The sequence below is a fragment of the Psychrobacillus sp. genome, from assembly GCF_032154225.1.
Taxonomy (GTDB): Bacteria; Bacillota; Bacilli; order Bacillales_A; family Planococcaceae; genus Psychrobacillus.
On record NZ_JALDYF010000014.1, the window covers coordinates 84,618 to 97,729 of the forward strand.

The following is a 13,112-nucleotide window of genomic DNA, read 5'->3' on the forward strand; positions in this document are numbered from 1 at the left end:
CTTAACCCCTTTCCTCATCCAAAACGACCCGAAATATAATCTTCTGTACGATTATCCGATGGCGTTGAAAATATTATGTCTGTATCATCATATTCCACGACTTCTCCATTCAAAAAGAATGCCGTTTTATCGGAAATACGTGCTGCTTGTTGCATATTATGCGTCACGATAATGATAGAATAATCCTCTTTCAATTGTTGAATAAGTTCTTCTACTTTCAATGTCGAAATTGGGTCAAGTGCAGAAGTAGGCTCATCCATTAAAATAACATCTGGTTCAATTGCTAAACAACGAGCGATACAAATACGTTGCTGCTGTCCACCTGAAAGACTATAAGCATTCGTCGTTAAGCGGTCCTTCACTTCATCCCAAATAGCTGCTCCGCGCAAACTTTTCTCAACGATTTCATCTAATATTTTCTTGTTTTTAATACCATGAATTCTCGGACCATAAGCAATATTATCGTAAATAGACTTCGGGAACGGATTAGGTTTTTGGAAAACCATTCCTACTTTCGTACGCAATTCCTCTACCCCATAATCCGCGTCAAAAATATTTCGTTCACGATATAATATTTTCCCAGTCGTTTTTACGGTTGGCACTAGTTCTACCATACGGTTGAGCGTTTTAATATATGTCGATTTACCACAACCTGATGGTCCAATAATTGCAGTAACTTCATTTTCTCTAATTGGAAGATCTATATTTTTTAGCGCATGGTGATTGCCATACCATAAATTTAATTGTTGTGTGTCATATACAATATCTTTCGTTGGTAGGATGATTTTTGATTCTTTTTCTAAAATCTGTTCCATCTTTACTTCCCCCTCTTAGTACCTTTTTTGAAATTTGTTTCGGATAAACACTGCGATTGAATTCATGATTAATAAAAACATCATTAAAACAAGTATTCCTGCAGCTGCGACACTTTGGAATTCTAATTGTGGTCGTTTTGCCCAATCGTAAATTTGCATTGGAAGTGCTGTAAATTGGCTTAGTAAATTTTCCGGTAAAAATTGAATAATTACAGGAACACCAATGACAATTAATGGAGCCGTTTCTCCAACTGCACGGGAAAGAGCTAAAATCCCACCTGTTAAAATACCTGGAATTGCAGACGGAAGCACAACGTTTACAATTGTTTGCCATTTCGTTGCACCCATCCCATAAGACGCTTCACGAATATCTTTTGGTACTGCGCGAATTGCTTCTTGAGCAGCTACGATAATCACCGGCAAAATAAGCAAACTCATTGTAAATCCTGCCGCTAAAATACTATTTCCAAGTGACAATGTTCGAACAAAAATCGTTAAACCAAGTAAACCAAATACAACAGAAGGAACACCAGAAAGATTAGATATATTCATGCGAATAAAATCATTCAATTTATTTTTCTTTGCGTATTCTTCGAGATAAATTGCAGTACCTACACCTAAAAATAAGGAAACAGGTGCAACTACACACATTAACCAAATCGAACCAACTAATGCCGCTTTTATTCCTGCTTTTGCAGGGAAACGAGAGCCAAAGTTTTGAAAGAAATCAAGCGTTAAATAACCAACACCTTGTGAAATAATACGATAAAAAAGTATAGCTAATGTTAATAAAGCAAATAATGTTGCTAGGAAAAATATCGTTTTAAATATACGATTTACAGTTAGTCTATTTTGCATTCTTTTTACGACAGAATCATGATGAACATATTTCATATTAATATTCCTCCCGATACTTTTTCGAAATAACGTGAGCAATATAGTTCATTAATAACGTAAACAAGAACAACGTAAATCCTACGGAGTAGATAGAGTAATAGATGGTTGTCCCATATCCAGCATCTCCTGTCGAAACTTGAACAATATAGGCAGTCATCGTTTGAATAGAATCCGTTACATTAAAGTCAAATTTAGGTGTTGATCCACCAGCTAGAGAAACAATCATCGTTTCTCCTATCGCCCTAGAAATTGCGAGCACAATGGATGCAGTAATTCCTGATAACGCTGCTGGAAGAACTACTTTCATTGCCACTTCTAATTTGGTTGAGCCCATTGCGAGTGCACCTTCACGAATTGAATTCGGCACAGAAGACATTGCGTCCTCTGATAGCGATGCAATCATTGGCAAAATCATAATCCCAACTACTATTCCCGGACTTAATGCATTAAATATTTTCAAGTCTGGAATGAATTGCTGTAATAATGGAGTAACAAAAGTTAAAGCAAAGAATCCATAGACTATTGTTGGAATACCAGCTAAAACTTCTAAAATAGGTTTAATAATTCTTCTCGTATTCTCTGATGCATATTCACTTAAAAATATGGCAGATCCAATACCAAATGGAACCGCTACTACTATCGCAATGAAAGTGACCTTTAAAGTACCTACTATTAAAGGTAATATTCCAAACAATTGCTCTGTATTTGCAAATGGATACCATTCCGTCCCGAAAAGGAAATCAATAGCGGAAACTTTCGAGAAGAATATGCCTGTTTCAACTATTAAAGTGAAAACAATTCCAAATGTCGTTAATACAGAAATAGATGCGATTAATAAAAGAACGATTGGTATAGATTTTTCTATTATCTTCTTTTGTTTCTTACTACCTGATTTTGCAATTAGCTCTTGTACTGACCGTGTACCATCTACATTCTTTTGAGCCATGGTGAATCCCCCTTTTACCAAACGAAAGAAAAGAGTAGCAAACCTGCTACTCAACTCTTAACTTGTCAAATCTAGTTATTATTTCAAACCTTCCAAAGTAGCTAAACCTTTTTCGTATTCAGCATCTGGAAGTTTTACATATCCAACTGCTTCAGCCATATCTCCTGCATTTTCAAGAGAATACTTGATGAAGTCATAAGTCGCTGGATTTTCTTTCACAGCATTATTATTAACATATACGAATAGTGGACGAGATAGTGGTGAGTATTCACCAGATTCTATTGTTTCGTTTGTAGGTTCTACACCTTCCACTTTTACTATTTTCAACGTATCTTTATTCGCTAAGTAGTAAGCATATCCAAAGTAACCAATTGCATTTTTATCGCCTTGTACACCTTGTACTAGTACGTTATCATCTTCCGAAAGAGTTGCAGCCTTCACCATATCTGCATCATCTAGTACTACTTCATCGAAATAATCATATGTTCCTGAATCTGTTCCCGGAGAATAGAATACGATTTCTTCAGCTGGCCATTCCGGGTTAATATCAGACCATTTTTTCACTGAACCGTCTTCAATCCAAATCTTTTGTAATTCTTCAATTGTTAATGAATCTACCCATGTGTTATCTTTGTTTACTACTAATGATAAACCGTCATAAGCAAGTTGAAATTCTGTATAGTCGATACCTGCCGCTGCAAGTTTTTCTTTTTCCTCGTCTTTAATAGGGCGAGATGCATTTGCGAAATCAGTTGATCCAGCGATGAATTTTTCAAAACCGCCACCTGTTCCAGACACACCTACTGTTACTTGAACTTTACCTTGAACTCCAGCGTATTCTTCTACAATTGCTTCCATTATCGGAGCAACTGTACTTGATCCGTCTCCAGCTACTTTACCTTCGATTGTTGCTACTTCTTCTCCCGCTTGCTCCCCGGCTGTTTCTCCAGAAGTTGTTGGCTCTTCATTCTCAGGTGTTGTGCTTGATTCACTTCCACAAGCTCCTAGTGTTAACGCTGATCCTACCATTGTTGTCATTAATAAGTATTTCCAGTTCTTCATCAGGTAAATCCCCCTAAAGTTGTTTTTCTATCTCTTACAATGTCTACTTTACTGGACAGATGTTGAGTCTGTGTGAAGCCTATGTAAAGCTTATGTAAATATAAAAAAACTGATTGGACATCATTCGTCCAATCAGTTTCTTACAATTATTCAGCTTGTTCTTCATCTATCACTTCATTTGTAAACGCTGGTTTAATTTGCGGCATAGAAGTAGAATCATTTTCTTTTAATGCCGCATTTTTTTTCTGAATCTCAAAATACTTATCTACTAACTCGCGTGCAAATGGAGTTGAAAAGTTTGTTTTATAGGAAGATTCAAGTGAAGCCTGTGGAATTAACACCGCATATGCAATTTCAGGATTATCAAAAGGTGCAAACCCAACATGCGTTAAATTAACCGTCGCAAAACTAGTACCTTTCTCCGCATCATAGAAAAACGATTGCGCAGTACCTGTTTTACCTGCTCCATTGAATGGTGAGTTACCAAATGCTCTTTTTGCCGACCCATTGTCCCCATAGTATACTCGTTGCATAGCTTCTCGGACACGATTAATTTCAGCTTCTGTATTATCAATCGTATTCAGTATATTTGGAGCAAACTCTTTTACTACTCTACCAAGTTGAGCGCCATCGCTCGATGGTTCTCTAATTTCTTTCACAACACGAGGTTGAATTCGATTACCACCATTTGCAAGAGTAGCTGCAAATTGAGCTAATTGTAAGGGAGTATACGTATCATACTGCCCTATACTTAAATCTAGTAAATTACCAGGCACCGTTCCACCAATTACACCCGAAACCTCTCCAGGTAAATCAATTCCAGTAGGTACACCTAATCCAAATTGCGCATACCCATTTCTCATTTTTCTAAAACCATCTGGATCAAAGTTAATCGGAGCATTCGGTCTATACACAGAATTTGCTAAACCGTATGCAATTTTAAACATGTATACGTTAGAGGAACGTTCAATTGCCTCTAAATCATTCATCGAAATTCTAGAATTCCGATTAAAAACAGAACTTTTTGGTTTAGATCCTTTAATAACAATTGGTTCATCTATTTTCTTTTCACCGATCTTCGCTGCTCCTTCACGATATCCTGTAAGCAGTGTAGCTGGTTTAATAGTAGATCCTACTTCATAGGCAGTTGTAAAAGTCGCAAATGCATAATCTCGTACTGTTTGCTTTCCTGTCTCTGGGTCTTTTACAAGTTGCTTCCCTACTAATGAAAGAACTTCTCCTGTATATGGGTCTAGCATGACGAAAAATGCACGATCTAAATATTTCGACCCAGGGTTCCCTTTAAAAGCCAATAAATTTCTTTCTACAATTTCTTCCATAGCTAGTTGAACTTCGCTATCCATTGTTAATACTAAATCTTTCCCTGGCTCACCTTCGTAAACCGTTTGTACATCAAATACTCGGCCTTTGCCATCCGTAATATTTTTTACAACACTTTTCTGGCCTTGTAGCACTTCTTCATATTGTTGTTCAATATAACTCTTCCCAACACGGTCATTTCTTGTGTAATCTCTCGCTAAGAAATAGTCTAAGCTATCTTTTGGTATACCTTCCTTCGGTAAAGTAGTAGTCCCTAAAATGGCTAGAGAAGAAGTTTTTACCCTTCTCCAATCTGTCGTTGTATTTACTCCTTTTAATTCACCTAATCGTTCTGACACGCGGGCAAATTCTTCGACAGTAACTTCTTCCGATATTTGTCCAGGTTTAAGCGCCTTTTTAGAAAACTCTCCACCTTTAATAATTTGCGGAGATAATGCATAGCCCGTTACCATCTCTCGGTATATAGCAATTACTTCAAGCTCTTCTTGAGTAAATGACTGTAATTGTTCCTCTGTAATTTTACTTCGCATTAAACGATCAATCGCACCATTTTTTTCTTTCTTCGTTTCTAAACTTTCATCATCTTCTATTTCTTGCCGCTCTTCTTCTGTTAGTAATTCATCTGCTTCTTCTTCATATTTTCGAAGCCAATAATCTTGTAAATCACTTTTCGTAATATTATTTACATCCTTTTCAATAAGAACACTTAGCTTTTGAGCAATCTCAAATATTTCTTTTGATTTTGTTGTTTGCATTTTCGTATATGTAATTGCTCGCTGCGGTTCATTATCAACCATAATACGTCCTTCACTATCAAAAATACGTCCTCTCGGTACGCTTGTATTCACAGGTACTTCTTCTCTACGTTCAAGATCTAACGAATATTGTTCCCCTTTTACAATTTGCAAAAAGCCTAATCGTAAAATGAGTAAAGTAAATAGAAGAAAGATAGTAAAGAAAAGTATATTCATGCGAAATGAAATATTTGCTCTTTGTTTTGCTTTAACGTTTTGCGCTCGTTTTTGAGGAGTTTTTCGCATGAGATCACCAACTTCAGTTATTATTTTTGCTATGTACTAGTGTAACATAAAAAGCACACACTTTTAGACGAAAAAGTGTGTGCTAAGTTTCAATTTAAGTATAAATTATTTCGCAGCAGCGAAACGTTTTGATACTTCATCCCAGTTTACTACGTTCCAGAAAGAACCGATGTAGTCAGGGCGACGGTTTTGGTAGTTTAAGTAGTAAGCATGCTCCCAAACGTCTAATCCTAATAATGGAGTGTTACCTTCCATGATTGGTGAATCTTGGTTTGCTGTAGAAGAAACTTCTAGTTCTCCGTTAGCAACTGATAACCATGCCCAACCTGAACCAAAGCGAGTTGCTCCAGCTTTTGCAAATTCTTCTTTGAATGCATCAAAGCTACCGAATTTAGCATCAATTGCTGCTGCTAATTCTCCAGTTGGATTTCCGCCACCGTTTGGTGAAAGGATTTCCCAGAATAATGAATGGTTAGCGTGTCCTCCACCATTATTACGAACTGCAGTGCGAATTGCTTCAGGAACAGCATCTAAGTTAGCGATTAACTCTTCTACTGATTTAGCTTGTAGATCTGCATGACCTTCAAGTGCGTTATTTACATTAGTAATATAAGCATTGTGATGCTTAGTATGATGAATATTCATCGTTTCTTTATCGATATGTGGTTCAAGTGCGTCGTACGCGTAAGGTAATTGTGGTAATTCGTATGCCATTATTGTTTCCTCCTAAAGAATAATTTAGAAAATTCTTTCCATGTATTAGCGTAACAAAATAAAAGGAAACGTTCAATGAAAATCGACTAAAAATCTGATTCTCATACTTTTGACTGAAATTAAATGTAAAGTATAAAAATGATAACCATTACCGTTAACACCATAACTTTCACAACGGAAGATGTGAGAAAGCCGATTAATGATCCTACACCTGATTTAATTGCCTGCTTCAAACCTTCTCTTGTTACAATTAGTTCAGCTAAAACTGCCCCTAAAAATGGACCGATTAGAATGCCAGCAACGGGAATAACGAAAGGCCCAAAAAGCAAACCAATCGTACTCCCCCAAACTCCGGCCTTCGTTCCACCAAACTTCTTCACTCCAAAAGCATTTGCAGCCATATCAGCACCGAATAAAAGCGCGATGAATAGCAACTGAATAATCCAGAACCAAAAAGTTAGCTCGTCAAAGGAGAAAAACAATCCGTACACGACATACCCGATAACCATGAACACAACAGAAGGAATAATCGGATATACCGTTCCAACGAAAGCAATGATAAAACAAGCGACGATTAATATCCAACCAAGAACTTCTATCATATACGTTTGCCTAAAACAGCATCCGCAATATTAACAGAGTGATCTCCAATACGTTCTAAGTTACTTAAAATATCGACAAACATAATTCCAGCTTGCCCTGTACACTTACCTTCATTCACACGCATAATATGATTTTTTCTAAACTGACGTTCCATTCTGTCAATATTATTTTCTTGCTCTGCTACTTCTCTAGCTAATTCATTACTGTTTGTATCTAAAGCTTCAATTGCTTTTTTCACAGTACTGATCGTTAGCTCGAACATTTCTGAAACATCTTGCATCGCATCATCCGTAAGAGTAAGTCGATTGACTTCTTGATATTCGATAAGCTCCAAAATATTTTCAAAATGATCGCCTATTCTTTCGATATCTCTTACTGTATCCATCAGCATATTATGTCTACTAGAATCTTGATCAGACAATGGCTGTGATGATATTTTCACTAAATAATCGGTTATTTTCTGATCTAAATTATTTAAAGCATCTTCTATTTGATAGGCTATTTCAGCCTCACGTTTTGTTTTTGTTTTTAAATAAGAGTAAGTTGTTTCCAATCCTTGGATACTTAAACCACCCATTCGAATGATTTCTTCTTTTGCTTGTCCAATCGCAATTGACGGCGATTGCTCAATAAAGTGCACATCTAAATGCTTCGGCTTATATTCAATCGAAACATCTTCACCAGGAATTAGTTTTGTCACAACATAAGCCCAAATTCCAATTAACGGGAATTGAATAATGGTATTTGCAATATTAAAAGATCCATGTGCAAAAGCAATTTGCATTTTATTTTCTAAATTAAGCACCCCTGAAATCCACTCAATATACATCGTAAATGGTGCTAAAAGAATAACGAATATAATCGTTCCAACAACATTAAATAGCACATGTGTCGCTGCTGCACGTTTCGCCGCAACTGAAGCACCTAGTGAAGCAAGTATTGCCGTAATAGTTGTACCAATATTATCCCCAAATAATACAGGTAAAGCTCCTGATAATGTTATTAAATTTTCTGCATATAAACTTTGTAAAATAGCGACTGTTGCACTTGAGCTTTGCACGATTAAAGTTAAAACTGTACCTGCTAAAACTCCTAAAATAGAATGATCACTCATACTTAGCGTAAAGTCAGTAAATGACTTCAGCTCTCGTAATGGCTCCATTCCTCCGCTCATTAATTCTAGACCTAAAAAGAGTCCTCCAAATCCGAAGATCACTTCTCCGATATTTTGAACGGCTTTCTTTTTTATGAAGAAAAGAAGAAAAGCACCTACAGCCATTATTGGTAATGCATAGCCACCTACATCAAAACCGATGATAAAAGCTGTAACGGTAGTTCCAATATTTGCCCCCATAATTACCCCAATTGCTTGACGCAGTGTCATGAAACCGGCACTTACTAGACCAACAGTAATAACGGTAGTCCCCGAACTTGATTGGATGAGTACAGTAACAATAATACCAACTAATACACCCATGAATGGGTTTGTTGTATACCGATCTATAATACCCCTTAATTTATCTCCAGCTGCTTTTTGTAGTCCATCCCCCATAAATTTAATAGCGAATAAAAAGATACCAAGTCCGCCAAAAAATTCAAACAGCATTTCCTGCCAATTGAGTTCCAATTTATTAGTCAACTCCCGTTTCGACATTTTTCGTACGTAATCTATTATCTTAAAAAAATAAATCAATTGTAAAGCGAATTCACTTAAACTTTACAATATCTTAACAAATGGACGTATTTACTTTGTAGCTTTCCTATAATTGGTGATAAAATAGATTAGAAAGGATGTCTTTTTATGAGTTTATATCAAATTTTTAAAGCAAGTTTACATAGCCCGAAAAAAATAGCTGCATTTCGACTCATTCCTATAGGAAAAGTAATGCAATACATATTTAGCTTTATTTTTATAATGACGATTATATCTTTTGTGTTTTTTGTAAAAGGTCTTGCTGGACAACAAACTAGCATGGAAGGATTTGTTGACTATTTTGATGATATAAAGTGGCTTCTTTATCCTTTTGCTTTTTTCTTTTTATTTTGCTTAAATACATTCATTGTATTCGTTCGAATTAGTATTTTGGCTTACATCGGTACATTTATTATTTATGTACTGAAAAGAAAAGGAGAATACCGCCATTTATGGAGAAGCACTCTTTTTTCTAGCACTGTACCTATGCTAATCTCTCTTATAATCTCTCTTTTTCAATGGGAGAGTGGATATTTACAGTTCGTCATCTACGCTAGCACGCTAGTCTATCTATTTTTTGCGTGTAAATACTATCCTATTAAACGATGAATCATATAATCTCCTTTTCTTGCATATTATTGAGAAAAGGAGGTTTTTTTCAATGAAAATACTCGTAGCAACGCTTTTACTCTTATGCACATTTTATGTTATTAAAGTAGATATGGTCGAAGGCACAATCCCTCTTGCTTTTTCTTCTGGAGAAAAATGTGGTGAATCTATGGAATTTATCGCGATTAAACCAATCCCTGGTGATACGATCCAATCTGTCTTCGCTATGTATCCAGCCAACAAACCTGTGTCCTTTCAAGAAAGACTAGCAGATTTTTATAAAATAAACCCTCACCTCATCAAACAAAAAATAAAAGAAGGCGAACAAGTTTTTTTACCGATTTACGCTACGACGGAAGCGTGTAAATAAAAGAAAAGAATCCATTTTGAGTAAAGATTAATCAAAATGGATTCTTTCGTTTTAAACTGGCAAATCAAGTGATAAAAACTCACGCAGTGACTGTTCACGCTTGTCGAGCATAATTTGTTCCGGCTTAATGCCCTGCTCACGCAGTACTTTAATGTTCTGCACGAGAAACTCATCGCTGCCGACAACATAGTAAAGTCCATTCTCGTCTGATGCAAGATTCTTCACTTCTTCATAGTAGTCATCACGTGTATCTACGAACTGTGATGTAAACTTCTTGTCAGGTGCGGATTCAAAAATGTTAGTGAATAAGAAATCTTTTGATGAGTCGATGTTCAAGGAATGAATTTGATTGACGTTGTCAGGACGTTCGAAATAATCAAGTACAAGCGGTCTGAAAGTTGCCAGGCCGACACCAGATGACAGCAGGTAAACATTTTTGTCTTCTCTTTTAAGCGGTACATTCGAATGAGTTTTAAATATTGCCACTTCATTGCCGACCTCAAGATTTCTTAAAACCGTTTTAAATTCAGAAGCCTGCTCTCTAATGCGTGTTGTAATACCAATTAAATTTTCGTGCGGTAAAGTGGAGATGGACATGTGACGAATCAAACCGCGGTTTGGCTTATCTCCAGCATTAAAACCTTCCAGTGCGAAGTGAGTGTGGGAACCTTCTTCCCATGTAAAGTCTTTCGGACGGTCGAGCAGGTACGTTTTAACCTCAGGTGTTTCTTCAATAATCTGATTTATTTTAGTCCAGTATATTTGCATTATATATTCCCCTCACTCCATTATATTTATCTGTTACTAATTAAGTATACAATTAGTGATAACAATTCTCAATTAAATAATCCTTCATCTTTTACTATTCGTCCTTACTTGAGTTAATTTCATAATTTTAATCCCTTGTGGCTCAAGGACTTTCAAATAATGCTGATGGCGCTAAATCTATTTCTCTTTCAAAATCAATTTCCTTAATCTCTTCCCCCTAAACACTTTCATAGGATACGATTGAATTAAATCAAGCGTGCCCTCGGTAAACGTCCGACTCTGTAGCGCAAATCGCTGCCGAAACTATTAAATTGAATAAAATGGTTAATCAACATTCGTGTCAAAAAACATAAGAATTTGATGATACACAATTATCTGTATAAACACTTTTTATAATTAACTACTATTAAAATTACAGCCACTATTAAATATAAAACAGAGGTAACTGTAAGAGTATTAAGTACGTTTCCAGCTTGAATAGCCATAAAATAATTGAAAAGTTGGTGGATAATGATTGGAATAATAAGATTATGATTCAAGTTATAAAATGCGGTTATGATGATTGATACTGCAACAATTCCTGCCAAGAAGCAAATGATGTATTGTACCAATTGAAGCCCAGCGTATCCTGACATAAGCCATAATGGTGTATGCCAGAAACCCCAAGCCAATCCAACGAAAATAGCTGATTTTAATGGACTGAATCTTTTTTGCAATTCATTTAATACAAATCCCCTCCACCCTAATTCTTCCCCTAGTGGTCCAAGGATTAAATTGTAACCAAATAAGATAAGAAGTGAAGTCCACGAAGCAGGTAATTGTTCGTAAATAGGTACATTCCAAACTTTGTTAGTAATTATAAGACTGCTAATCAAAACTAAAAATTGAATTAGAACGACACACAATACCATTGACATTCTAACTTTCCCTATAAATTGTTTTTTTATAAAGTTCCATAAATCCCCTTAGGGGTAGATGTTACGGAACATTGTTACGAAGACAAATGTAGCCGTCCATGATGATAGCACGATTAAAATGTCTACTACAGGCTGAGACTTTAATAGAAACATCGTCAGCCCTATGACAAGAAGAAAAACAAAGAACATTACATAGGTCCATAAAATATACTTTTTTACCATTCCACTCAAACCAAACACCCTCCTATTTATAAAAAAACCAATAGAACAGTTTTCACTTGTTCCATTGGTTTAAAAAATAAACTATGGTGTTACCCCTAGGTCAATATCAATTAAAAAATTTCACTCTTCTTCAACTGGAATATATATTTCTAAGAAGGCTCGTTCTTTGTTATCAAGATATGTAATAAGACGAGTGTTAACAAAAGCAACCCCTTTTGGTTTAAGTCCTTGTTTATTTCCCCATTCTAAAGTAGATTCAAATATTTTATTTTTAATATCATTATTTCCATTTCGGTATCTACCATCCTCAACAATTGTATAAATACACTTTGCATATTGTAAGTAACATCCGACTTTTTCCTTATGGATCGTTTCATGCTTTTCTACAATATACATCTTGGTATCAAGTAACCCGTTATCATCAAAAGTAAATTCTCTCATGATTTTGCTAAGAATATCATCCTTTATCACATCCACATTTCCCAATATGGAAGGATACTCCATAAAGGAATAAAAGTCGGAAAATTCATCAACTACTTCATAGGTCGGAAATTCCCTTATGGAGTACTGGTTTAAGTGTTCTTTTAATTCCTCACAGAATGCTTTTGTTTCTTTTATTTTTTTAAGCATATGTTTCTTATTTTGTATGGTTTCTTCTAATTGCTCGGCTTTTATTTCTAATAAAGTTTCCAGTTCTTCTATTGCTCTTCCTTCTTGTAGTTTTTTCACTTCTTTCATTGATAGGTTTCTCTTTTTATAAAAATCTGCGACCAATAATGTATAAATATCATAATTATTATATTTACGATAATTGTTTGTTACATCTTGGTTTGGTTTTACAATTCCTTGTTCCTCGTAATATCTCAGTGCATCTCTTGATACACCCAAAATTTCTAATATTTGACTTGTTTTATAAGTAACCCTTTCCATTTTATATGAACCCCCTAAAGATATACTAATCATAGTTTTTCAAAATTTGATCAAATACTTCTTCACAATCTTTATTATGATACCACGCCTGTTGATTAACCATTTTATTCAATTTTGTATTTCCGTTCGCTTTCTACATAAAATGCGTCTTAGTGAGTTTCAGCAAAGATTTACGCTACAGAGGC

14 protein-coding genes are annotated in these 13,112 nt (G+C 35.5%); 2 read left to right on the top strand and 12 right to left on the bottom strand.

All coding sequences use genetic code 11. The annotated features are described in order from the left end of the window. Positions 1-14: 14 nt before the first annotated feature. The 8 genes from pstB to RUH95_RS16135 all read right to left on the bottom strand — a co-directional run bounded on the left by pstB (position 15) and on the right by RUH95_RS16135 (position 9,045). Positions 15-815 carry a phosphate ABC transporter ATP-binding protein PstB gene (gene pstB, locus RUH95_RS16100; protein WP_313893913.1) on the bottom strand — a complete coding sequence of 267 codons (801 nt, stop codon included), beginning with the start codon at positions 813-815 and terminating at the stop codon, positions 15-17. A gap of 15 nt (positions 816-830) precedes the next feature. Further along, a complete protein-coding gene (gene pstA / locus RUH95_RS16105; RefSeq protein ID WP_313893914.1) occupies positions 831-1,709 on the bottom strand; it encodes a phosphate ABC transporter permease PstA in 879 nt (292 codons plus the stop codon). 1 nt (position 1,710) lies between these two features. Beyond that, a complete protein-coding gene (pstC, locus tag RUH95_RS16110; RefSeq protein ID WP_313893915.1) occupies positions 1,711-2,658 on the bottom strand; it encodes a phosphate ABC transporter permease subunit PstC in 948 nt (315 codons plus the stop codon). A 78-nt stretch (positions 2,659-2,736) separates the two neighbouring features. Further along, a complete protein-coding gene (locus tag RUH95_RS16115) occupies positions 2,737-3,720 on the bottom strand; it encodes a PstS family phosphate ABC transporter substrate-binding protein (RefSeq protein ID WP_313893916.1) in 984 nt (327 codons plus the stop codon). A gap of 146 nt (positions 3,721-3,866) precedes the next feature. Further along, positions 3,867-6,101 (bottom strand): peptidoglycan D,D-transpeptidase FtsI family protein, encoded by a 2,235-nt coding sequence (locus tag RUH95_RS16120; RefSeq protein ID WP_313893917.1) that lies wholly within the window; start codon positions 6,099-6,101, stop codon positions 3,867-3,869. Positions 6,102-6,206: 105 nt separating this feature from the next. Further along, positions 6,207-6,815, bottom strand: a complete 609-nt coding sequence (locus RUH95_RS16125) for a superoxide dismutase (protein ID WP_313893918.1) — start codon at positions 6,813-6,815, stop codon at positions 6,207-6,209. A gap of 119 nt (positions 6,816-6,934) precedes the next feature. After that, positions 6,935-7,414, bottom strand: a complete 480-nt coding sequence (locus RUH95_RS16130) for a DUF456 domain-containing protein (protein WP_313893932.1) — start codon at positions 7,412-7,414, stop codon at positions 6,935-6,937. Further along, positions 7,414-9,045: a Na/Pi cotransporter family protein gene (locus RUH95_RS16135; RefSeq protein WP_313893919.1), complete on the bottom strand. Its 1,632-nt coding sequence runs from the start codon at positions 9,043-9,045 to the stop codon at positions 7,414-7,416. The genes RUH95_RS16130 and RUH95_RS16135 overlap by 1 nt, the downstream gene beginning before the upstream one ends. 174 nt (positions 9,046-9,219) lie before the next feature. On the opposite strand from RUH95_RS16135, the gene RUH95_RS16140 reads away from it, so the two are divergent. Beyond that, a complete protein-coding gene (locus RUH95_RS16140) occupies positions 9,220-9,720 on the top strand; it encodes a DUF1189 family protein (RefSeq protein WP_313893920.1) in 501 nt (166 codons plus the stop codon). A 52-nt stretch (positions 9,721-9,772) separates the two neighbouring features. After that, positions 9,773-10,090, top strand: a complete 318-nt coding sequence (locus RUH95_RS16145) for a hypothetical protein (RefSeq protein WP_313893921.1) — start codon at positions 9,773-9,775, stop codon at positions 10,088-10,090. Between the two features lie 51 nt (positions 10,091-10,141). Here RUH95_RS16145 and RUH95_RS16150 read toward each other — a convergent pair whose 3' ends face one another. The 4 genes from RUH95_RS16150 to RUH95_RS16165 form a co-directional block, all read right to left on the bottom strand. Continuing rightward, positions 10,142-10,858, bottom strand: coding sequence for a dihydropteridine reductase (locus RUH95_RS16150; RefSeq protein WP_313893922.1), 717 nt, complete (start codon positions 10,856-10,858; stop codon positions 10,142-10,144). A 371-nt stretch (positions 10,859-11,229) separates the two neighbouring features. Beyond that, positions 11,230-11,775 (bottom strand): CPBP family intramembrane glutamic endopeptidase, encoded by a 546-nt coding sequence (locus RUH95_RS16155; protein WP_313893923.1) that lies wholly within the window; start codon positions 11,773-11,775, stop codon positions 11,230-11,232. Positions 11,776-11,823: 48 nt separating this feature from the next. Further along, a complete protein-coding gene (locus RUH95_RS16160) occupies positions 11,824-12,006 on the bottom strand; it encodes a hypothetical protein (RefSeq protein ID WP_313893924.1) in 183 nt (60 codons plus the stop codon). A gap of 111 nt (positions 12,007-12,117) precedes the next feature. Next, the gene (locus tag RUH95_RS16165; RefSeq protein ID WP_313893925.1) at positions 12,118-12,927 is read right to left on the bottom strand and encodes a MerR family transcriptional regulator; all 810 of its coding nucleotides are present in this window, start codon (positions 12,925-12,927) and stop codon (positions 12,118-12,120) included. Positions 12,928-13,112 lie beyond the last annotated feature (185 nt).

What these genes read in the sequence shown, in the direction of transcription:
- RUH95_RS16150 (WP_313893922.1), bottom strand. Translation starts at nt 10,858, where the DNA reads ATGCAAATATACTGGACTAAAATAAATCAGATTATTGAAGAAACACCT.
- pstB (WP_313893913.1), bottom strand. Translation starts at nt 815, where the DNA reads ATGGAACAGATTTTAGAAAAAGAATCAAAAATCATCCTACCAACGAAA.
- RUH95_RS16140 (WP_313893920.1), top strand. Translation starts at nt 9,220, where the DNA reads ATGAGTTTATATCAAATTTTTAAAGCAAGTTTACATAGCCCGAAAAAA.
- RUH95_RS16155 (WP_313893923.1), bottom strand. Translation starts at nt 11,775, where the DNA reads ATGTCAATGGTATTGTGTGTCGTTCTAATTCAATTTTTAGTTTTGATT.
- RUH95_RS16165 (WP_313893925.1), bottom strand. Translation starts at nt 12,927, where the DNA reads ATGGAAAGGGTTACTTATAAAACAAGTCAAATATTAGAAATTTTGGGT.
- pstC (WP_313893915.1), bottom strand. Translation starts at nt 2,658, where the DNA reads ATGGCTCAAAAGAATGTAGATGGTACACGGTCAGTACAAGAGCTAATT.
- RUH95_RS16125 (WP_313893918.1), bottom strand. Translation starts at nt 6,815, where the DNA reads ATGGCATACGAATTACCACAATTACCTTACGCGTACGACGCACTTGAA.
- RUH95_RS16145 (WP_313893921.1), top strand. Translation starts at nt 9,773, where the DNA reads ATGAAAATACTCGTAGCAACGCTTTTACTCTTATGCACATTTTATGTT.
- RUH95_RS16120 (WP_313893917.1), bottom strand. Translation starts at nt 6,101, where the DNA reads ATGCGAAAAACTCCTCAAAAACGAGCGCAAAACGTTAAAGCAAAACAA.
- pstA (WP_313893914.1), bottom strand. Translation starts at nt 1,709, where the DNA reads ATGAAATATGTTCATCATGATTCTGTCGTAAAAAGAATGCAAAATAGA.
- RUH95_RS16115 (WP_313893916.1), bottom strand. Translation starts at nt 3,720, where the DNA reads ATGAAGAACTGGAAATACTTATTAATGACAACAATGGTAGGATCAGCG.